This is a genomic window from Algoriphagus sp. (assembly GCF_029254265.1).
Lineage (GTDB): Bacteria > Bacteroidota > Bacteroidia > Cytophagales > Cyclobacteriaceae > Algoriphagus.
The window spans coordinates 16,162-38,542 of sequence record NZ_JAQWXX010000095.1; the positions used below are offsets into that span (position 1 = coordinate 16,162).

The 22,381-nt window shown below is 39.9% G+C and carries 19 protein-coding genes; 14 read left to right on the forward strand and 5 right to left on the reverse strand.

The features are described from left to right. The first annotated feature begins 3 nt into the window (after positions 1 to 3). From P8O16_RS14290 to P8O16_RS14310, 5 genes are read left to right on the forward strand one after another with little or no spacing between them, the layout of a single operon-like run. Positions 4 to 1,110 (forward strand): serine hydrolase, encoded by a 1,107-nt coding sequence (locus P8O16_RS14290; RefSeq protein ID WP_300316118.1) that lies wholly within the window; start codon positions 4 to 6, stop codon positions 1,108 to 1,110. A 10-nt stretch (positions 1,111 to 1,120) separates the two neighbouring features. Beyond that, a complete protein-coding gene (locus P8O16_RS14295) occupies positions 1,121 to 2,455 on the forward strand; it encodes a YfcC family protein (protein ID WP_300316119.1) in 1,335 nt (444 codons plus the stop codon). A gap of 16 nt (positions 2,456 to 2,471) precedes the next feature. Continuing rightward, a complete protein-coding gene (gene mgrA, locus P8O16_RS14300) occupies positions 2,472 to 3,491 on the forward strand; it encodes an L-glyceraldehyde 3-phosphate reductase (RefSeq protein WP_300316120.1) in 1,020 nt (339 codons plus the stop codon). Next, on the forward strand, positions 3,488 to 4,684 hold the full coding sequence (locus P8O16_RS14305; protein ID WP_300316121.1) for an MFS transporter: 1,197 nt from the start codon (positions 3,488 to 3,490) through the stop codon (positions 4,682 to 4,684). Before mgrA ends, P8O16_RS14305 begins: the two co-directional genes overlap by 4 nt. A gap of 37 nt (positions 4,685 to 4,721) precedes the next feature. After that, positions 4,722 to 5,063 carry a zinc ribbon domain-containing protein YjdM gene (locus tag P8O16_RS14310; protein ID WP_300316122.1) on the forward strand — a complete coding sequence of 114 codons (342 nt, stop codon included), beginning with the start codon at positions 4,722 to 4,724 and terminating at the stop codon, positions 5,061 to 5,063. 52 nt (positions 5,064 to 5,115) lie between these two features. Here the strand turns inward: P8O16_RS14310 and P8O16_RS14315 are convergent, their stop codons facing one another. Next, the gene (locus tag P8O16_RS14315; RefSeq protein ID WP_300316123.1) at positions 5,116 to 5,907 is read right to left on the reverse strand and encodes a hypothetical protein; all 792 of its coding nucleotides are present in this window, start codon (positions 5,905 to 5,907) and stop codon (positions 5,116 to 5,118) included. A 200-nt stretch (positions 5,908 to 6,107) separates the two neighbouring features. On the opposite strand from P8O16_RS14315, the gene P8O16_RS14320 reads away from it, so the two are divergent. Both P8O16_RS14320 and P8O16_RS14325 read left to right on the forward strand, forming a co-directional pair. Further along, positions 6,108 to 7,232, forward strand: coding sequence for a histidinol-phosphate transaminase (locus tag P8O16_RS14320; RefSeq protein WP_300316124.1), 1,125 nt, complete (start codon positions 6,108 to 6,110; stop codon positions 7,230 to 7,232). After that, positions 7,232 to 7,792, forward strand: coding sequence for a GNAT family protein (locus tag P8O16_RS14325; RefSeq protein WP_300316125.1), 561 nt, complete (start codon positions 7,232 to 7,234; stop codon positions 7,790 to 7,792). Before P8O16_RS14320 ends, P8O16_RS14325 begins: the two co-directional genes overlap by 1 nt. Here the strand turns inward: P8O16_RS14325 and P8O16_RS14330 are convergent. Further along, entirely contained in the window at positions 7,789 to 9,009 is a 1,221-nt protein-coding gene (locus P8O16_RS14330; RefSeq protein ID WP_300316126.1) for an Nramp family divalent metal transporter, read from the reverse strand. The genes P8O16_RS14325 and P8O16_RS14330 overlap by 4 nt on opposite strands. A 91-nt stretch (positions 9,010 to 9,100) precedes the next feature. Here P8O16_RS14330 and P8O16_RS14335 point away from each other — a divergent pair, with 91 nt between their 5' ends. The 6 genes from P8O16_RS14335 (at position 9,101) to P8O16_RS14360 (ending at position 17,042) form a co-directional block, all read left to right on the forward strand. Beyond that, positions 9,101 to 10,120: an alpha/beta hydrolase gene (locus P8O16_RS14335; protein ID WP_300316127.1), complete on the forward strand. Its 1,020-nt coding sequence runs from the start codon at positions 9,101 to 9,103 to the stop codon at positions 10,118 to 10,120. Continuing rightward, positions 10,110 to 11,354, forward strand: coding sequence for a DNA recombination protein RmuC (locus tag P8O16_RS14340; protein ID WP_300316128.1), 1,245 nt, complete (start codon positions 10,110 to 10,112; stop codon positions 11,352 to 11,354). Before P8O16_RS14335 ends, P8O16_RS14340 begins: the two co-directional genes overlap by 11 nt. Before the next feature lie 155 nt (positions 11,355 to 11,509). Continuing rightward, a complete protein-coding gene (gene trkA, locus P8O16_RS14345) occupies positions 11,510 to 12,856 on the forward strand; it encodes a Trk system potassium transporter TrkA (RefSeq protein WP_300316129.1) in 1,347 nt (448 codons plus the stop codon). A gap of 3 nt (positions 12,857 to 12,859) precedes the next feature. Next, a complete protein-coding gene (locus P8O16_RS14350) occupies positions 12,860 to 14,308 on the forward strand; it encodes a TrkH family potassium uptake protein (RefSeq protein ID WP_300316130.1) in 1,449 nt (482 codons plus the stop codon). 111 nt (positions 14,309 to 14,419) lie between these two features. After that, positions 14,420 to 15,895, forward strand: a complete 1,476-nt coding sequence (locus P8O16_RS14355; RefSeq protein WP_300316131.1) for a sulfatase — start codon at positions 14,420 to 14,422, stop codon at positions 15,893 to 15,895. 130 nt (positions 15,896 to 16,025) lie between these two features. Next, positions 16,026 to 17,042 (forward strand): hypothetical protein, encoded by a 1,017-nt coding sequence (locus tag P8O16_RS14360; protein WP_300316132.1) that lies wholly within the window; start codon positions 16,026 to 16,028, stop codon positions 17,040 to 17,042. A gap of 2 nt (positions 17,043 to 17,044) precedes the next feature. Here the strand turns inward: P8O16_RS14360 and P8O16_RS14365 are convergent, their stop codons facing one another. Next, positions 17,045 to 19,504: a ligase-associated DNA damage response DEXH box helicase gene (locus tag P8O16_RS14365; RefSeq protein ID WP_300316133.1), complete on the reverse strand. Its 2,460-nt coding sequence runs from the start codon at positions 19,502 to 19,504 to the stop codon at positions 17,045 to 17,047. Next, positions 19,491 to 21,086, reverse strand: coding sequence for an ATP-dependent DNA ligase (locus P8O16_RS14370; RefSeq protein ID WP_300316134.1), 1,596 nt, complete (start codon positions 21,084 to 21,086; stop codon positions 19,491 to 19,493). The genes P8O16_RS14365 and P8O16_RS14370 overlap by 14 nt, the downstream gene beginning before the upstream one ends. A gap of 128 nt (positions 21,087 to 21,214) precedes the next feature. On the opposite strand from P8O16_RS14370, the gene P8O16_RS14375 reads away from it, so the two are divergent. Beyond that, entirely contained in the window at positions 21,215 to 21,727 is a 513-nt protein-coding gene (locus P8O16_RS14375) for a hypothetical protein (RefSeq protein ID WP_300316135.1), read from the forward strand. Positions 21,728 to 21,795: 68 nt separating this feature from the next. Here P8O16_RS14375 and P8O16_RS14380 read toward each other — a convergent pair whose 3' ends face one another. Continuing rightward, on the reverse strand, positions 21,796 to 22,362 hold the full coding sequence (locus P8O16_RS14380) for a hypothetical protein (protein ID WP_300316136.1): 567 nt from the start codon (positions 22,360 to 22,362) through the stop codon (positions 21,796 to 21,798). Positions 22,363 to 22,381 lie beyond the last annotated feature (19 nt).

Genomic DNA, 22,381 nt, shown 5'->3' on the forward strand with positions numbered 1-22,381 from the left:
CTGATGGCCAAAAAAATCAAACTTGTTCTGTTCTTTTTGATCTTTTGGGTGGCGGTGTTTTTAGCTTGGGAGTGGTGGAATAGTTTCCCGAAAGTAAATCTTGTGAAGTTCGCTCCAGAGGAAGGTCTGAAAGGAAAACTTGATTCTATCCTTTTTCAAGCCATAAATGAATATAGGCTTCCGGGTGTTTCGGTGGCCTTGGTGAAAGATGGAAAAGTGGTTTACCTCAACGCGCTTGGCTATCAAAATTTAGAGACTAAAGAAGTCCTCACCGATACCAGTTCCATTCCAGTAGTTTCCGTTTCTAAAATTTTCACTGCTCTCACGCTTGCAAATACTGCTCTTTCTATAGAAAAAAAGACTTCAGATACTCTTCAGGATTCACTTTTTCAACAATTTCCATCACTTAGTTTTCATCAACTTCTGGAGCATAAATCGGGGTTGGAAGCCAACCGATCTTTTGGTTCGCTTTTGTTTGGAAAACGAAATCCCAGCCTGGACGAGTGGGGCACTGAATATCTTGAAAAAACAGATTTCAACGAATCATATAATCACCCAATAGTCTATTCAGATTTGAATTATGATTTATTAGGCTTTTGGCTGGAGAAAAGTAGGGAAGGTGAATTTCAGGATCAAGCCGCAGCGCAAATATTTGAACCCGCAGGAATGGATCAAAGTCGTTTTATCAAATTTGATGATTGGGATTCTGTAGCCATCTCAGGATATCAGGGTACTTTTCTTTGGAAACGACTGGAAGAAAAACAGTTGAAACTTCAGGTTTATCCTTCTCCATCAACAGGACTTCTGACCAGTACTCAGGACATGAGCTTGGCATTAATTCATTTGCTTCGTGGTGATATGGGGAATTTTCAGGAAGAGCTTGAATGGCTCGATGATCCCAAAAACTCAAAATTATTAGGGTTTCAAAAAATCAGAATATTGGATTCAGACTGGATCGGACATTTTGGTGGACAGGCTGGTTACAGTTCCTTTTTCTTTCTTTCAAAAAATGAGAATACAGGAATCTTCTTATTTTTCAATCTGAAAGACCCCGAGGAGTATCGACTTGAACTTTCAAAGAAACTATTGATCCAACTTTTGCAAAAATGATTTTTGATCTATGAAGCTATCCTTTCCGCATCCCATAATCATCCTGTTGACTTTCATATTTATAGCTGGTTTTTCTACTTATTTCATTCAGTCCGGAAGTTTTGAGCGGGTTTTGGACAAAGCGACAGGAAGAGAAGTTGTCGTGCCCGGGAGTTTTATGGAAATTGAAGATGTCAATGTCGGACTGTTTGATATACTGCTTTCCATTCCTGCGGGGATTATAGCCCGTGCTGATGTAGTGGTTTTGATTCTGCTTTTGGGAGGAGCATTTTTTGTGATTGAGAAAACAGGTGCACTTCAAGTGGGGATCGAATCCTTGATTTATCAATTTAGAAACCGCCCTTATTGGCTTTTTTATCTTCTGGGATTTATCTGTTCCATCTGCGGAGGGGTATTTTACATGTCCGAAGAATTCATTGGGTTGATTCCCATATTCGTCTTATTAGCAAGGAAGACACATTATGATTTGCGAGCGATTCTTTCGATCGGAGTAGGTTCTGCCATTATTGGGGCTGCATTTTCCCCTTTTAATCCTTTTGGATCCATGCTTGCCATGAAAATTGCGCAGGTAGATCCCTCTGTGGAAGTGGTCTATCGAATGATCTTTTTCGTGCTAGCTGTGGCAACTTGGATTACGTTTCATGCCAGATTTGGAAAATTAAAAGTTGCTGATGGTTCTTCGGTAGAGATCAAAAAAGTAGCTGTTTCTATGGAACATCGCATTATTTTAGGCTTGACGCTTACTGGTATTTGCTTGATGGTTTGGGGAGTTGCAGTCCAAGGTTGGGATTACAATCAAATGGGAGTGATGTTTTTCGTGATTGGTTTTTTCTGTGGTTTGATAGGAGGTCTGGGTTTGAATGGAACTGCCAGGACTTTTTCAGCTGGATTTTCAGAAATGATTTTTGCCGGAGTCATTATAGGATTGGCACAAGCTATTTTTTTAATCTTGGATCAGGGGAAGGCGATTGATCCGATTATCTATGCCTTGCTCCAGCCTTTGGAAACCCTTCCGAATCAAGTTGCATCAGTCGGACTCTTTATAGCTCAAGCGCTTATACATATTCCGGTACCAAGTACTTCAGGGCAAGCGGTGCTGACGATGCCTTTGGTGACTCCTTTGACAGATTTATTGGGGATGTCCCGGGAAATTGCAGTCTTGACTTATCAATATTCTGCTACTTTGATGGATATGATGACCCCAACAAACGGAACAATTTTAGCGATTTTAGCTGCCGCAAATATAAAATTCAACAATTGGATAGCCTATATCTGGAAATCTTGGCTCTTAATTATGGGGATTGGTTTGTTGTCAGTTATAATCGCTTTATTTTCGATTTCTTAAACCAAAAACCGAAAACATGGATATTAACGATCATAACCCATTACTTCCTTATCAACCTGCAGCGGATCGCTATCATCAGATGAATTATCGTCGTTGCGGACATAGTGGGCTTCAACTGCCTGAAATTTCATTGGGTCTTTGGCATAATTTCGGCCATAATGCAGATTTTACGCTAGGGAGAAAAATCTTGAGAAGAGCATTCGACTTGGGAATTTGTCATTTTGATTTGGCTAATAATTACGGTCCTCCTTTTGGTTCGGCTGAGGAGAATTTTGGTAGAATCCTTAAAAAGGATTTTTCAGGCTTACGGGATGAATTATTGATTTCATCTAAAGCAGGTTGGGATATGTGGCCTGGGCCTTATGGAAATTTTGGTTCCAAGAAATATTTGGTTGCCAGTTGCGATCAGAGTCTTAAGCGGATGGGGCTCGAGTATGTAGACATATTTTATCACCACCGACCTGATCCAGATACTCCGTTAGAAGAAACGATGGCCGCTTTGGATTTGCTGGTTAGACAAGGAAAAGCCCTTTACGTTGGCATTTCACAGTATTCTGCTGAAGATACTCAAAGAGCCTATGACATTCTGAACCAAATGGGAACACCTTTATTGATTCATCAGCCGCGCTATTCGATGATCGATAGATGGGTAGAGAATGGATTGATGGATGTATTGGGAAATAATGGGGTAGGGAGTATAGCATTCTCACCACTGGAGCAAGGAATGCTGACTGATAAATATCTGAAGGGGATTCCTAAAGATTCACGTGCAGCGAAAGATGGTCGCTATTTGAAAGCTGACCAGATTGGTGGAGAAAAACTGGAGATGATTAGATCACTCAATGAGGTCGCTAAAACCAGAGGGCAGAGTCTTGCTCAAATGGCTATTGCTTGGCTGTTGAAAGATCCTCGAATCACTTCAGTATTGGTTGGAGTATCTAAGCCCGAGCAATTGGATGATAATGTAGAAGCAGTTAAAAATACCAAATTCTCAGAAGCTGAGATGACCCAGATTAAGAAAATCTTAGGCATTTGAAAGCTAGCTTAAATTCGCGGAGTGCCCTGATTTTGATTGTTATATCTCAATTTCTGGGCACTTCGCTTTGGTTTGCTGGTAATGCAGCAGCACCCGAGCTTGGGGTACTTCTAGGAAAGGGAGCGATCGTTCCCTGGATTACCTCTGCTGTGCAGTTGGGTTTCATAGCTGGAACTTTGATTTTTGCTTTTCTGAGCATTCCTGATCGATTTCCACCAGCTAAAGTCTTTCTATTTTCAGCGTTTCTTGCTTCATTTTTTAATATTCTTATCACGCTATTACCCCTCGACCTGGTGATCATATTAATCTGTCGGTTTTTGGTTGGCTTTTTTCTCGCAGGGATTTATCCAGTAGGGATGAAGATAGCAGCCGATTATTTTGAAAAAGGTCTCGGTGCGGCATTAGGGTTTTTGGTTGGTGCATTGGCCCTAGGGACAGCTTTTCCCTATTTAATAAAGGGCTTGAATTTGAGTTTCGATTGGAAGATCACCTTTTATGTGACCTCTTTATTGACCCTCCTGGGAGGTCTTATTATTGGTTTTTTTGTTCCTAGCGGACCCTACCGAAAATCCAATTTGGCGTTCGATTTAGGATTGCTCCCAAAACTTTCTAAAATAAACGGGCTAAAAAGTGCTGCCTCCGGTTATTTTGGACATATGTGGGAGATGTACACGTTTTGGGCCTTCCTTCCATTAGTGATTGTTTATTTGAAAGGTTCGGAAGTCTCCGGTTCGTATGAGAGCTTACTGACATTTTTTGTGATTGCGGCAGGCGCGATATCCTGTGCGGTGGGAGGACTGCTTTCTAATAGATTTGGAAGTCGAGCAGTCGCAACCACAGCGTTAATAGGCTCTGGCATCTGTTGCTTGACTTTGATTTTGGTGCAGGGAGCAACTCCTGAAGTTTGGATTTCACTGTTGATTTTGTGGGGAATATTAATCACTGCTGATTCACCGCAGTTTTCGACTTTAGTAGCTCAAAGTGTGATTCCTGAATACAGAGGTACAGCCTTGACTTTGGTCAACTCGTTGGGCTTCTTTATTTCAGTGGTCAGCATTCAGTTTGCGCAGCTTTTATTGAACTGGTTTTCCATTATTGAGGTCCTTGCTTTTTTAGTGATAGGACCAGTATTGGGCTTGGGTTTATTTCGTTTCTTTTTCCAAAAAGCACAGTTATTAGCTAAATCTCATTGATGTTGGCTTCCGTTTTTAATTCTATTTACTTTGCCGCATGGAAAATTTAGAACCTTGCCCTGCCTGTAAATCTCCCTATACCTATGAAATGGATGGGAAACTAGTATGTCCTGAATGCGGATTTGAGTGGGAATCAGCATCAACTGAAGAAATTCAAGAAGAGGGACTTGTGGTAAAAGATGCCAATGGTACGATTCTTTCCGATGGTGACGCAGTGGTGATCGTAAAGGATCTACCGGTGAAAGGGGCTCCGAAACCTATCAAGGCCGGTACAAAAGTAAAAAGCATCAGACTGGTGGAAGGTGATCATAATATTGACTGCAAGATTGATGGCTTCGGTTCGATGGCATTGAAGTCTGAGTTTGTCAAGAAGGCATAAAAAAAGGAGGCTACTGTCTCTAGCCTCCCAGTTCGTAGCAAAATTTACCGAACTACCTAACTACGTTTTCTAATGTTGCTAAGTAAACCCATTTCTGGTCTCTACTGTTTAATCCCTCATTAACAGCTTTTCGTTGTGCTTCTGTTTGGTTCATATCCTCATAAGCCTGTGAGTTGAAAAACTGCATGTAATCTTTATACATATTAACTGTCAAGTGGGTTGATTTTGCCTCAGATCCGAGCGGTAGAGCGGTTCTCATAAAACTCCAATGCCCCATTAAACCTTGTTCGATTCGCTTCTGATGTATGGGTTTAAATACTTCAGATTCAGCTTTTTCATAAGCGTCAAATTTCCCTTCATTTGCCTTCATCAAATCAAATGATGCCAAAACACCAGGCTTGACTTGGAAATTATCATTTGTCTCGGCAATTTCCCGCATATAAAGTCGCATAGGCATATCTCGCATTGCTAAAGATTCTTCAAAGATTTTTCTTACCTGACTTTCATTCAAATGAGGGTACGCGATTTTAGTGTATTCGATCATCGATTCCTCGTTTAAACCATCCATCATTTTCACGGGATCATCGTAATGCGTCACCATGATGTATTGAAAATCAGCTCGGTCTCCTCCTGATTGAAGGGACCAAAAATCCCATCCGGTGATTTTTTTGTCGTTTAGCGCCTGCCTGTATACTTTTTCCATTAAATCTTTGAATTCGATGTAGTCGAAGATTTGATCATTTTCTACTTTAATGAATTCAAACACCGTAAACTGAGTTTTTTGGGCTAAAAGGATATTCGCCCAAAACACTCCACAAACCAATAAAATAATTAACTTTTTCATAGAAAATTGGGTTTAGAATTATTCGTGCTTTCGATTAATTTAAAAAAATATTTTGTTAATAATGTTAAATAGAAAAGATAATTTTATTTTATATGATAAAATCAGAATATTACAAAATTTAAAAATGTTGTGCCGAAAATGTAATTTTTTTAAAATACTTGAGCAAACATTAGTATTTTAACAATCAAATTGAGCAAACTATGAACGGACTATCAAGAAGATCATGGCTAAAAAAAGCTTCACTAGGAAGTGGATTAGCGATGTTGGGCACGACTGGTGTGGTGACTTCACTCACGGCAGAAGAAATTAAAAAATACAATCCTAGGCCCATGGATGGCCCAATCCGATTGGGATCAAATGAAAACCCCTATGGACCATCAGAATCTATGCGTTCTGCAATGACCAAAGGATTTGATAATGGATGTAGATATCCATGGGGTTTCAATAGGGATTTAGTAAAAATGATTGCTGAAAAAGAAGGCGTTCCTGAAGACCATATCGTGTTGGTAGCCGGATCTACAGAAGGCTTAAAAATTGCTGGGATTACATTCGGAGGGGGAGGAGAGATCATCTCTTGCTCACCAACCTTTCTTTCGATGATGTCCTATGCCGAACTTTGGGGTACAGAAATTAATTGGGTCCCTTTAAATAAAGATCTTGATTTTGACCTAGAGGAGATAGAGAAGCGGGTATCCTATAAGACAAAGATGGTTTTTCTATGTAATCCGAATAATCCTACTGGAAAACTACTCCCTGCTGATCAAGTCGTTGATTTTTGCAAAACTGTAAGCAAAAATGCCGTTGTCTTTTCGGATGAAGCATATTACGATTACATCACTGAGCCTAATTACCCTTCTATGGTGGAGCTGGTAAAGCAAGGATATGATGTGGTGGTTTCAAGAACCTTCTCGAAGGTTTACGGATTGGCTGGAATCCGAATGGGTTATTTGGTTGCAAAACCTGAGTTGGCTAAAATGCTTTCAGATCGTGTAGTTGCCAATACGAATATTATGGCGATAGAAGCAAGTAAAGCTGCTTTAATGGATGAGGATTTCTATAAATTTTCACTTCAAAAAACTAAAGAAGCCAAGTCAATGATTACCCAGACTTTGGATGATTTGAAATTACCATACTTAGATTCTCATGCCAATTTTATCTTTTTCCAATCAGGAAGAGATATTAAGGAATTAAATAAAACCATGTTTGACAAAGGCTTTATTATTGGGAGGCCATTTGAGCCATTGAATGACTGGTGCAGGATTTCCACAGGAACACTTGAGGAAGTAGCCCTATATAATAAAGCAATTCAAGAAGTGCTAGGTTGATGTTAAATCCCAATTTAACTTTAGAAAATGATCACATCCTGCTCAGACCAATCTCTGAGCAGGATTTTTCTTTGTTGCAATCTCTGGCTGATGACCCAAGCTTGTGGATTTATTTTACCCAGGATTTAAGCTTGGAGTCAGATTTTTTGAAATGGGTAGAACAGGCTATGAGGGCTGATCGATTACAGTTTGTTGTGATTGAAAAGTCTGGTAATACCATAGTAGGAAGCACAGCTTTTGGAAATTATTCCCCCGCTGACAAAAGAATAGAAATAGGATGGACTTGGCTTGGAAAAGCATTTCATGGCTCAGGGATCAATCTTCAAATGAAGCTGTTGATGGTTCAATATTGCTTTGAAGTGTTAAATCTCAAAAGGGTAGAAGTAAAGACAGATGTATTGAATCTGCCTGCCAGAAAGGCTTTGACCAACATGGGATTTGTGGAAGAGGGAGTTCTTCGGTCACATACTCAAATGACTCACAATAGAAGAAGAGATACGATTTATTACAGTCTTTTGGATACTGAATTCGATGATTTTCTAAAAAGAAATGAATGTTAACCCAGAACAGTCCAGATACTTTTTAAACCGAGCAGAAGCGTAATAAGCCATATTATAGCAGCGGTCAAAGTTTGGAAAAGATTGTTTTTAAAGTCACCTAAAATTGATCGCTGAGCAGCTATATAGATTATCCAGCCGCTGATTAGAGGCAGCAAAACACCATTTGCCAATTGAGCTAAAGTGATTAGTTCAATTGGTTTGATTCCCAGTGAGGAAAAAATAATCCCCAATCCAACAATCAAACTCATTGCGATCCGCATTGGTCTGGATTTGATTTCTTGACTCCAATTCAAAACCCCGCAAATCACTAAAGCTCCTGCGAGTGGTGCTGTAATTGAAGAAGTTAATCCTGCCGCCAAAAGTCCAAATCCCATCAGGTATTTAGCGTAGCTTCCAAAAACCGGTTCCAAACCTTTTGAGACATCAATCGCATTACTGATTTCTCCACTGACATTTGCCGCCCCAACCATCAAGATTGCCATGGAAACTAATCCACCCAGAATAATCGAGATTCCAATGTCCTTCCTCATCCAAGAGAGTTGAGTTGGATCTTTCCATCGATTTTTTGCAAGACTAGCATATAAAAAAAGATTGTACGGAACTACAGTCGTACCTATCAATGCCACAATTGTGGTCAGTTCTGCTGCATTGATTGATGGGATAAAGCCTTTGAAAACCAAGCTCCAGTCTGGTTTAGTAAGGAAAGCGGTGATGATAAATGCAAAAGACATGAAAATAACCAGACTAACTAAAACTCTTTCTAAAGTTTTGTATGTGCCTAACCATAAAAGAGCCAATGCAAAAATTCCTAATAAAAAATTTCCGGATTGTAAGCTTACTTCTCCAATTTGAAATACCGGTGATTCCCAAAATATCTGTAATCCAAGATTGCTTCCGGAAATATTTCCAGATTCATAGGCTGCATTACCTAGTCCTATTGCCAAAAGAACCAATCCTATGCTTAGAAACTTCAAAATAGGATGCTGTTTTTGACTTTGGATGAGCTGTCCGAGGTCAAGACGGGTTACGATTCCGATTCTTCCGGAGATTTCCTGTAAAACCACCGTAGCTACAACTGATAGCAAAAGTGCCCAAATCAATGTGAAACCAAAGTTTACTCCAGCTAATGTACAGACGGTCACAGTTCCCGGGCCTATAAATGCTGCAGCGATGATTGGACCAGGTCCAAGATTTTTCAGAAAAGATTTTAGCTTCAAGGGTTTCTTTTTTGCCAAAATAGGTATTTAGGGCAGATTTTTTGTAGTTTTTGAGTTGAGGTAGGTGTATTTTCTTTACCTATTGCACTATATGAATTGGACTAGACGAATCTTCAAAACTATAGCAGTTATCATCCTGTCTTGTATTTTCTTTCTCATGCTGATCTATCGGAGTGATATTCCCGTCGATGAAATAGAGAAAAAATACCAGACTCCCCAATCCCACTTTGTGGAGGTAGATGGTGTTAATGTTCATGTTCGATTTATGGGAGAAGGGGTTCCAATTGTATTGCTTCATGGAAGTTTTGCTTCACTTCATACTTGGGAAGCTTGGCAGGAGGATCTCAGCCCTTATTTTATGACTATTTCGTTGGATTTCCCAGGTCATGGACTTACCGGCCCAGATCCCGAAAAACGCTACAGTATTCGGGATTATAGCCAACTCGTGATTCGATTGATGGAAAAATTAAATCTGGAAAAATACCATCTGGCTGGTAACTCGATGGGTGGTGCGGTTGCTTTGCAAATAGCTTCAACCCATCCGGATCGAATAATCAGTTTAAATCTAATTGATGCCTCAGGAGCTCCGTCAATTCCTGTGAGAGATCTGCCTGACTCTACGATTCGATCAAATTCGAGCGGCGGGGCTTTGATTTTTCGTGTTGCGAGGAATCCGATTTTTTCAAAACTGCTTTTAAAGTGTACTCCAAAATTCCTTTTTGCCATGAATATGAAGCAGGTTTATGGAGATGAATCAAAGATTAATGAGCAGACCTTGGAGCGATATTATGAGCTGATGCTCCGTGAGGGAAATCGAAAAGCAACTTTGGATCGATTGACTGGCCCCCGAGATTCTGACGTTGATTTTTCAAGATTGACCATGCCTACGCTGATTCTTTGGGGGGAAAAGGATTCTTGGATTCCAGTGAGACAAGGGTATATTTTGGAAAAAGCTATTCCAGGATCCAATTTGATTATTTTCCCTGGGGCAGGCCATGTTCCAATGGAAGAAATTCCGACGGAATCTGTCGCTGAATATCTTTCGTTTTTAGGTGTGGAGATTCGCAAGGACTATCTTGAAGCTCCAAATTTTGTGACTTATGCCGATTGAAATTCTCCTTTACCTTGTAATTGGATTACAACTTGTATTACTTCTATTTCTGATTTTCCGGAGGAAATCCGGAAATGAAAAGGAGCTTTTAGTGCAGGAGTTAGCCCGGATGTCAAAAGAACTGGATTCAGCTTTGGCCCAAACCAGAAAAGAGTCCAATGAAAACCTGACTAACCAATTTCAGCTTGTTTTTAATTTCCTTCGTGCGAGCTCAAAAGATCAAAATGAGGCTTTAAAATCATTTGGTGAGGTTTTTAGACAGAATGTACAGGATTTTAATAATCTTCAGCGGGAAAAGTTTTCTGAGCTCAACCGTCGTCAGGAGGAATTGATGAAAAGTACTGAGCTGAGATTGGAGAAAATTAGGGAAACCGTTGATGAAAAGCTTCAAAAGACATTGGAAACCCGATTAGGGCAATCTTTTGAGATGGTAAGCAACCAGCTGCAAGCCGTTCAAAAAGGGCTAGGAGAGATGCAGAGTCTTGCAAATGGGGTAGGGGATCTAAAGCGCGTATTAACCAATGTGAAAAGTCGAGGAGTTTTGGGTGAATACCAGCTTCAGGCAATTTTGGAGAACCTACTAAGTCCGGATCAATTTATTGTCAACGCCTCTGTAGGCAATGGAAGTCGGGAGCGAGTGGAGTTTGCAGTCAAAATGCCCGGTCAAGACGATTCAGTATTGCTGCCGATCGATGCCAAGTTTCCTCAAGAATCCTATCTCAGACTGGTTGATGCTTATGAAATTGCTTCTAAAACCACCATTGATGCTAGCCGTGCGGAGTTATTCAAAGCAGTTCGAAAGGCCGCAGCTGATATACAATCCAAATATATTCATCCGCCTTACACCACAGATTTTGCGATTCTTTTTCTTCCCGTGGAAAGTTTATATGCAGAAATTCTGCGTGAGCCGGGTCTTGCTCAAGAGATTCAAACGACCTATAAAGTAATCGTGACTGGCCCAACCACATTATCTGCGATTTTGAATAGTCTCCAAATGGGTTTCAGAACCCTGGCGATCCAAAAGAGAAGTTCTGAAGTATGGCAAGTACTTGGAGCTGTAAAAACAGAATTCGGGAAATTTGGGGAATTGATTGAACGAACGCAGAAAAAATTAGGAGAAGCAAATTCAGAATTAGACAAATTGGTGGGAGCCAGAACCAGGGCGATTCAGCGCAAATTAAAAGATATTCAGGAATTACCTGAAAAAGCCTCTTCGACACTTTTGGATGAATAAAAACTAAAACTCTCTAAATTTTCATAAAAAAAGGAGTTAGAAAGGGATATTTTTGATTGAATAGGTGAATCTGTGCAAAAGAAATTGCTTGAATTCTGATTCCCAACGTGAAAGATATTATTTTTGCAGCATCTAAAATCACCTGAACTACCTCTATGGGGATGAATATAGTGATTGCTGGAGCTGGAGATATGGGTTACCATCTGGCGACACAATTAAGTTACGATAATAAGGATATCATCTTGATCGATACAGATCGCGAAGTCCTAGATTATGTTTCCTCCAAACTTGATGTTTTGACTGTGCAAGGAGATGCAACTTCATTTGAAGTTCTCCAACGTGCAAATGTCGAAAATGCAAGTATGGTTTTGGCTGTTACGACTTCCGAAAAAACCAATATCGTTACTGCACTTCTTGCTAAGCAATTAGGTGCGAAACGTGTGATGGCGAGAGTGAGGAATCACTCCTATCTGGAGGCGGATAATCTTGCCTACTTCAATAATCTTGGAATAGATAATTTAATTTCTCCCACCATGCTCTGTAGCAGGGAGATTTATAACATGATCGAAAACTCAAGTTTTACGGAGATTTTTGATTTTGGAGGTGGAAAATTAAATATCGTTGGGGTAACACTTGATCAGAGTAATCCTCTTGTTAATCAGCGGATTATGGATACAAAGTCGAATCCGATTTTTGAAGATATCCGGATCATTGCGATTCTAAGAGATCAAAAGACCATTATCCCAAGGGGAAGTACGATCATCCGAAACATGGATCACGTTTTCTTTGTGTCTAACAAGAAAAACACAGAAAACATTTTGGAGATTCTCGGGCAAAAGAAAGTAGAAGTCAAGAACATCATGATTATTGGTGGTGATGACATGGCTCTGACTACTGCCTTGAGACTGGAAGGGAAATACCGAGTCACTCTGGTCAACAAAGACAAAGAAAGGTGTAAGTGGCTGGCTGAAAATCTGAAAAATAGTCTTGTTATCAATGGGGATTATAAAAACATTGAATTGCTGATTGAAGAAGGATTGGAACAAATGGATGCTTTTTTGGCATTGACTGAATCTTCGGAGACCAACATCATTACCAGTCTTTCTGCAAAAAATCACGGGGTTTATAAAACCATCGCCCACGTAGATACGCGTGAATACATTCATATTTCCCATAGTATTGGAGTCGATTCATTGATAAATAAAAAACTGGTAGCAGCGAATGAGATTTCAAGATATCTCAAGAAAGGCTCAGTTGATGCTGTATCTGGAATTTATGGGGTTGATGCTGAGTTTATCCAATATTCGATCTGTAAGAATAACCGGGTGATCAAAAACCCACTTCGGGATCTTCATTTTCCGGATTCTGCGATCATAGCAGGTGTAATTCGCGGTGAGGAAGTATTGATTCCAGATGGAGACTTCCAGTTAGCCTTAAATGACAAAGCAATTGTTTTTGCTCTTCCAGACGCCAAGACTGCATTGGAGAAAATTTTTCATTAAGGCATGATCCATTTTAAAGCAATCGGTAAAATCATGGGAGCACTCTTGGTGCTCATTGCACTTTTGATGCTCCCTGGGATTGGTTTCTCAATCCATTATGGAGAGGATCCTTGGCCGGTTTTGACGTCCTCAGTCATTGCCATGATCATTGGGGTTGTATTATTTCTTTCATTTTCGAAACAAGATCAAAATATCCGGAAGCGAGAAGGATACCTTATTGTGGCAATTAGCTGGCTATTCATGGCTGGTTTTGGGATGCTTCCATATATTTTGAGTAAGGAGATTACCGGTTTTGCGGATGCATTATTTGAAACGATGTCCGGCCTCACAACTACAGGAGCATCCATTTTAACTGATATTGAGGCCATGCCGAAGGGATTACTTTTTTGGCGGAGTATGACTCAGTGGATAGGTGGTTTGGGGATCATCGTGCTTACTGTCGCTATTTTCCCACTTTTGGGAATTGGAGGTATTGAGCTTTTTGTTGCAGAATCTCCAGGACCTACTTCGGATAAAGTTCATCCGAGAATCTCCGAGACAGCGAAGCGCTTATGGTATGTATATGTAGGGTTGACAATCGCTGCAATGCTCCTTTACTGGGCTGGAGGAATGACCTTTTTTGATGCAATCAATCATGCATTGACTACACTTGCAACCGGTGGGTTTTCTACCAAAAATAATAGTTTGGCTTTCTATGATTCTGCTTTTATCCAATACACGGCAATCTTTTTCATGTTTCTTGCAGGCACGAACTTTACCGTTATTTACTTTGGGCTAGTTGGTAAATTTAAAATAGTTCTTCAAAGTGATGAATTTAAAACCTATGCATTTTCCTTAATAGCGATAGCCTTAGTGCTTTACTATCCTATCATGGCCAGTGGTGGAGTCTCAAATGAATTAGCTTTCAGAAAGTCCTTATTTCAAGTCGTTTCTATTATTACCACTACTGGATTTGTCACGGATGATTACACCCAATATGGTGAGGGGGTGACATTCATTTGCTTTATGCTTTTGTTTATTGGAGGCTCTGCGGGTTCCACTGCAGGGGGAATAAAGTTTGTGAGACATCTGACTTTTATTAAAAATTCATGGCTGGAATTCAAGCGATTAGTTCACCCTAGAGCAATCGTTCCTTTAATGATAAATGGAGATCGGGTAACCGGAAGAATCATTACTCATATCATGAATTTCCTTTTGATCTATCTACTGACTTTCGTAATGGGATCATTGGTGCTCTCTATTATGGGATATGATCTGATGACTTCTTTTGGAGCAGTGGCAACCAGCTTGGGGAATGTAGGTCCTGGAATTGGTAAAGTCGGGCCTGTTGACAATTTTGCATTCTTTTCGCCGGGAGCTAAAATTTTCCTTTCCCTGATAATGCTTTTGGGAAGACTTGAATTATTCACGATTCTGATTCTTTTTACACCGTTTTTCTGGAGAGCGAATTAATTTCTCTTTATAGGCTTATCTTAAATTCATTGTCTCCATCCTGAAATCAGGATGGAGCATGATGATTTTTTTCTGATTTTCATTGAAATAGGGTTTATTCTTGTTTGAAAAATGAAAACACACGCATTATTTATCCTTGCCCTTTTCACTGTTTTTTTTGCTTGCTCCCAAAAGCAAGATTCTCAAATTGAGTTGGATTCTGAACACCCACCAAAGCCAAATCTGGTTTTTATTCTCGCTGACCAATGGAGAGCTGAGGCAACGGGATATGCTGGTAATCCTGATGTGATCACTCCTAATTTGGATAGACTTGCATCAGAAAGCCTGATTTTTGAAAATGCTATCACAGTTATGGCGGTCTGTGCGCCTTGGAGAGCCAGTTTCCTTACCGGGCAATTTCCATTAACTCATGGCGTATTTTACAATGATAAACCTCTTTCTACAGATGCTATATCTCTGGGAAAAATCTTTAAGAATGCGGGCTATCAGACTGGTTATATCGGTAAATGGCATCTCAATGGGCATGTCCGTGGTACTGATCCATTTAGTGGACGCAATCAACCTGTACCCAAAGAACGGAGACAAGGTTTTGATTACTGGAAAGTCAGGGAGGTAACTCATGATTACAATAATTCCTTTTATTTTGATGAGAATGATCAAAAGCAATTTTGGACAGGGTATGATGCATTTGCCCAAACCGATAGTGCCATCAGCTATATTCAAAGAAATAAAGACAACCCATTTGTATTGGTGATGTCTTGGGGGCCGCCGCACGATCCTTATCCTACAGCTCCACAGGAATTTAAGGATCGCTATGATTGGAAAAAAATTAAACTCAGGCCCAATGTCCCACTTGCCTTGCAGGATAGTGCCAAGCGAGTAATTGCAAATTACTATGCTCATATCACGGCTTTGGATTCTGCCTTGGGAAGATTATTGGACGAAATTGATCAGGCTGACTTAGCAGAAAATACCATTTTCGTCTTTACCTCAGAACACGGAGATATGTTGCTTTCCAAAGGAGCTTTAAAAAAACAACGTCCTTATGATGAGTCAATTAAGGTTCCATTGTTAATACGTTTCCCTTCCAAACTCGGTACTTCCTCAAGGAATATATCGAATCCAATCAATACGCCTGATTTGCTTCCAACTCTTTTGGGTTTAAGCGGAATAGCTATTCCTGAAACCGTAGAAGGAAAGGATTTTTCACGAAATTTGATTTCCGGAAACGATATTGAAAATGAAGCGGCTTTAATCATGCTTCCAGTGCCATTTCATGAGTGGCAGTTTCAGAATGGAGGAAGGGAGTTTCGGGGGATAAGGACCAATCGCTATACATATGTCAAAGACCTAAAAGGTCCTTGGCTTTTATATGACAATCAAATTGACCCTTATCAAATGGATAATCTTGTTGAAAATCCAAAATTTGATTCTTTACAAAAGGCAATGGAAAAGATACTTGGGCGAAAGTTGACAGAACGAAAAGATGAATTTCTTCCCGCAGATGAGTATATGACAAAGTGGAACTATCTCTATGATCGCACTGATAGCATTCGACCGGCTAATTATTTGGATGTAAACCGGTAGCAAATTTTAATGAAACTCCCGAAGAAGAGATATAGACGCAAAAAGGGTGCAATTTTTCTCTTTTATTAATTCCTGAATTAGTAAAGAAATAAAAATTTAATGTAATTTTAGTTAAATGATTTTTCTGAATATGAAACGAAAATTATTTTTCCTTCTTTTTGTATTATCGAGCTGTTCACTCGATGGTGATTCAGAAAAAAGAATTTCTGAAAGTACAGACTGGGAGATTCTCGAGACTGATTCTCCATTTCTGGTGAATGTTAAGGACTTTGATTTTTTGACGGATAAAGTTGGGTTTTCTTTTGGGAATTATGTTTTGAAAACTACAGATGGAGGAAAGTCATTCGATGCAATCACTTCTTTTTTTCAGCCTGATCTTTATTCGAGCTTTTCTGCTTTCGATGAGAATCATATTTGGTATGGTCTTGATCAAGTAAATTCTTTAGGCGAAAAGACAATGAAGCTTTTCAAAACTGAGGATCGAGGCATGAATTGGGTAGAATCACCGTTGGGAAATTTGATTTTAACTGAATTAAGTTTCACGTCAAAAAATGAAGGATTTGCCTTGGGATTTTACTGGAAAAATGAACAATGGCTGTATCAATTATTCAAGACCTCCGATGCTGGTAAAACTTGGATACCAAATCTTGAGGTAGATTTAACGGGAATCGCTGCTCAAAAAATTCTCTGGAAGACTAAAGATCTTGGCTTCATATTGTCTTTCTCCGGAGCAGAATATCGTACAATTGATGGTGGCAATTCTTGGGATAAATTTACTTCGGGTACTCCGGGAATATCCGGTGGATTTTATCCCGTAGCACAGAATCGATATTTTGATATTCAGTTTAATCAAACTTTGATTGTAGAAGGGCTAAATCAAACCCCAAAGGAACTAAGTCCGAAAAGGGTTTTTGTATTAACTACAGATGAGAATAAGGGATCAGGAATTCTTCTCAATGAAGGCTGTCTCTTTAATGGTCCATGTTCCAATACATTCGTCACGACTATGGATGGCGGACTCAATTGGACGAAACATCAAGAGGTAGCTTACTCTTCTTTTGCAAATAATTATCAAGAGGTAAAACCAGGATTAGTTGTTTTTTACCAGCAGGATACCGAAAATTTTATCTGGATTAAGGCAAAATAGGCTTAATCCAAAATCGAAAACTGCGCCTGAATCTTTGCAACTCGGTCTTCAATACTTTCAGAGGAAATAGACGTCCTGTTCAATCGATCCACCATAATCGGGAATGAAAATGGTGTGAACTGAACTGGATGACGCACATCAATTTTTTGTTGATTCAGCTTTTCCATTGCCAGAATAAATTTATCCTGCTCCACTTGACTGTTTAACGCCTCCTGATGTGCTTGTTTAAGCAAAAGGTTATCTGGATCATAGGTTTCAAATACTTGAAATAGGAGGCTTGAATTGGCTTGAATATGCTTAAAAGTGGTAGGTTTTCCTGGATAACCTTGAAAAACCAGACCGGAAATACTCGCGATCTCCCTGAATTTCCTTCTAGTCATCTCACTTTCATTCACACAGTGCATTAAATCTTCCCGCAGATTTTGCATCGAAAAGAGATCTTCCTCCAGCAACTCTTCAATAGGAATCGGACTGTCTGACAAGATTTCAAATCCATAATCATTCATGGCCATATTAAGTGAAACCGGGTAGCTGACACTGATGCGGTAGGCGATCAAAGCACTCATCAATTCATGCATCATCAATCCCTCAAAAGGATAAAAAAAGAGGTGATAACCTTGTGAAGACCTGTGCGACTCGATTAAAAAAGTATCTCGGTTTGGAACAATCGATAATCGCTTTTGTAAATCTAAAATCGGTAAAACCTTTCTGATCTCTTCTGAATCACAAATGCCCTGATTGTAAGCTTCCAAAAGTTCTCGAATCTTTTCCGCAAGTTTAGAAGAGAGTGACATTCGAGCGCCCATCCAACTGACCACATTGCTGGTTTTTTTCTCAGATACTTTCACATAAGCATTCATATCCTTTACCTGAAGCAATTCCAAACTTCTCCCCGCAAAAAAGAATCGATCGCCTAATTTCATTTTTGAAATAAAATACTCTTCAACTGTCCCTAGAAAGGTTCCGTTTTTGAAGCGAATTTTTAGCATTGCATCCGAAACGATAGTTCCCATTGAAAGTCGATGTTTCATCGCAATCCTTTTATTGGTTACACGGTATTTACCATCTTCGTCCAAGTTCACTTTTAGAAAATCCTCATAGCTTCCCAGAGAATTGCCTCCTTTGGTGATAAAATCAAGCATCCAATTCATCTCCTCTTTAGTGAGGTTTGAAAAAGTCCGGGTTCTTTTCGCAACTTCAAATGCATGATCTGCAACAAAACCTTCTCCTACAGCCAATGTCACCAAAAATTGAATAAATACGTCATAGGTTAAAACAGGAGGGTATTGAGATTCCATTTCTCCTTTTTCTATCGCATCGCGAAGCGCAGCAGCTTCAATCAGTTCTAGAGCATTAGTCGGAACAAAAAATATCTCAGACGGCAAGCCAGGCTGGTGACCAGCCCTTCCCGCACGCTGGATAAACCTTGAAACCCCTTTTGGGCTACCGATTTGAATCACACGATCGACAGGTCTAAAATCGACTCCCAAATCCAAACTTGAGGTACAAACGACCAGTTTCAACCGGCCTTCATGAAGGGATTGTTCTACCCAAGAGCGCACAGACATATCGAGCGATCCATGATGCATCGCAATCCAACCGGCCCATTCGGGTTTAGCTTCAAGGATTTTTTGATACCAAATCTCTGTCTGAGAGCGCGTGTTAGTGAATAGAAGTACCGTTTTTCCTGATTCAATGATTGGAATGACTTTTTCCAGCATTCGAATTCCAAGGTGGCCAGCCCAAGGATATTTTTCGATTTCCTCTGGAAAAACTGAATGGAGGATAATCTCTTTTTCAATTTCGGCTTTGACAATATGAACAGGAAGGTCATTCCCGAGAAGTGTTTTTGCAGCTTCTTCAATATTCCCCAAAGTTGCAGAAACAGCCCAACGTCGGAAGTTTGTGGGACAGATAGATTGAATGTATTCCAAAGCCAATTGTACCTGTACACCGCGTTTGTTACCGACGAGTTCGTGCCACTCATCTACGACGATGGTTTGAATGTTGGAGAAAAGCTTGAGATGATCCTTTTGAGAGATTAGAATATGAAGTGTTTCAGGAGTAGTTATCAGGCACTCAGGGGGCCTTCTTTTCAGAGCAGCTCTGGTCTTTGCGTCTGTGTCCCCATTTCGCACTGCGACGGTCCAAGGTAAGCCAATGACTGTACAGACTTCCTGCATTGCAAGCTGAATATCTTGGGCCAAAGCTCTCAGTGGCGTCACCCAAATGAGTTGAATCCCGTTATTTTGGGGCTTTTTCCAAGTCGTTGGATTATTTTGAATGTATTCTAAAATCACTGGAAACCAAAGTGCAAAGGTTTTTCCAGAACCCGTTGGTGCATTGAGCAAGCCGGATTTACCATCCAGAAAATCATTCCAAGTCTGAATTTGAAAAGGAAAAGGTTTCCAGCCTTTTTCTTCGAAATAAGTAAGACCGATTTTAAGTCTATTTTCCTCCATACAACTTCAAAAGATCTTTCAGATCAGCTAAAGAATTGGCCTCTTCTTTGGGTTTGTCTTTTCTCCACCGCGAAATTCGGGGAAATCTTAATGCGATCCCACTTTTGTGACGAGGACTGTCTTGGATTCCCTCAAATGCAATTTCAAATACCAATTCCGGATTCACCGTTCGAACCGGTCCAAATCGTTCCTTGGTGTTTTTCTTGACAAATGCATCGACTTCCTTCATTTCAGCATCGTTCAGTCCTGAGTAAGCTTTGGCAAATGGAACTAGGAGATCACCATCCCAAACAGCAAATGTATAATCACTGTAAAGATCGGCTCGTCTTCCATGCCCTTTTTGAGCATAAAGCATCACGCCATCTATTGTCAAAGGGTCAATTTTCCATTTCCACCAACTTCCTCTTTTTCTTCCGGTTTCATAGTATGAATCCTTCCGCTTAAGCATAAAACCTTCTACGAAATAGTTTCTGGATTCTTCTCTGAGCATCGAGTACTCCTCCCAACTGTTTGCTTTGACAGGAGTCGACAATTCAAAATTTGGATGTTCAATGAATTTAAATAAAGATTCAAGTTTTATTCGCCTTTCCTCTAAAGGTTGATTACGGATATCTTTTCCTTCAAACTCCAATAAATCATATACTAAAAGGCTTACAGGAGCTTCTATAAGAATTTTTTTACTGACATTTTTCCTGCCAATTCGAGTTTGAAGCAGATTGAAGGGAAGGGGACTTCCATTTGCGAAGCATAAAATCTCACCATCCAAAACGGTTCCATCAGGCAAACTATTACCTAGATCAGCCAACTCTGGAAACTTATCGGTTACTAATTCTTCCCCACGGCTCCAGATAAATGTTTCCCCATTTCTTCGAATCAATTGCCCCCGAATCCCATCCCATTTCCATTCTACCTGCCAATTATCAGGCGCATCAAGTGCTTCGACTTCTTTTTCCAGGGCATGTGCCAAAAAGAAAGGATATGGTTTTGATAAATCCTCTTGTGCCGAATCTGAATCAAATAGCTTTTCAAAGCTGGTTGATATCGGATCCCAATTCCCCATCAAGGCATGGGCTACAAAAGATTTTTCTTTCTTAAGGTGAATTGCTAGGGCTCTCGAAATCAGATTTTGACTGACTCCGATTCTAAAGCCTCCGGTCAGAATTTTGTTGAAAATAAAGCATTCCTCTTTGGTTAATTTATTCCAAGAATCCTGAATCATCCATTTTTTCTCTTCCTCAGAAAGATCCTTGAGTTCAATCAGCCTATGGATCCAATCATCTAATCCGATTTCCTCTTTCGATTTTGGGTGGGGTAGAAGAAGAGCTATTGTTTCTGCTAGGTCGCCCACCGCCTGATAGGATTCATCAAAAAGCCATTCGGGGATTTCCGATAGTTCTATACACCATTCACGCAACTGACGAGTAGTCACTTGGCGCTTAGGTCTTCGATGTGTAAATAGTGCAATCGCCCAAACTTTATCCTCATCCCTCGCATTTGAAAAAAATGTTTCCAAAGCGGCCAACTTATCATTGGTTTTGTTGCTTTGGTCAAGTTCGGTGATTAGCTGCGAGAAGTGTTTCATAGATTTTCAAATTCCCCACTTCCGAAATTGGAAGGATAGCGGGGGATAAATTGAAAAGATTTATATTTAATGTAACCTTGAGGAACAGAAACAGAATTTTGTCCGTTTAGAAGTTAAACACTAGAAATATGAGAAAGTTAATCTTTGGATTTGTGATTTTGCTTGGATTTACGGCTTGCACCGATTCTGATCCTGTTGAACTTACAAACAATAAAATTGAATATCAGCTATTTCAGTCCAGTGACTTCAATTATTCCGGGACTTTGGAAATAATTGAAATGGTTGATGGAAGATTGGAATTTAATATAAAATTGTTGGGTGCAACGGGTAATGAGGCTACCAGCTTCCCCACTCACTTGCATTTCGGAAACTACGAGCAACCAGAAGCAGTCATAGCAGCTGTTCTTCAGCCAGTAAACTCAGCAACACTCAGCAGCAAAACTGTTTTGAGTGAATTGTCAGACGGTACTAAGTTGGATTTTGAAAAAATGAAAACCTTTGACGGCCATGTTAAAATCCATTTAGCAGCTGATGGTCCTGAATATCAGGTTATATTAGTATCAGGAAATGTAGGGATGAATCAAACAAATGCAGAAGGTTTCGACCGTTCTAAAATTGCTGTTTGTGGAAATTCTTACTAAGACAGAATAGATTTAAAAAATTAAAGGCAACCAATTGGTTGCCTTTTTTTGTGGATTTGAGTTGTTGATTAATTCAGAATCAGAGGGAAAGTAATATCAAGGTCACTTTCTCCTCCCGCTTGTACAAAATTCTCGAAGCTAGGATTGGTTGCTCCTGGGAAGTTTTTGTCCAAATCATGTCTAAGTACAATTCTCATATTGGCAGTATTGAATCCCGGGCTGGCAGCTACAGTCACAATACCTTGCACTCCAATTAATTCACCAGAAAGGTCATCATATTGGTAAGTTAAAACCGGTGAACCTACGAAAGCTGTACCTAAAAAGAAGAATTGATGCTCATCAGCTTCCTCTAAAATTTCCTCAGTGATGTCCTCATTCTCAATGGAATTTCTAACTTCTATGTTGAGTTGATAAGTTTTTCCTTTAGTCAAAGTTACATCATCAATGGTGGGGGTAGCACCGACTTCTATTCCCTGTGGATCCGATGCGCTAAAAGTAGTCACAGCTCCTACAAGATTTCCTGTGGCATCTAATTCTTGGAAGTTCAGAATCACATCAGTAATTACTTCTCCGTCGTTTTCAATTACAGGATCATCACTTTCACAAGCAGTAAATGACAAAGCTAGTAAAGCCATTGTGTAGACTAGATTTTTT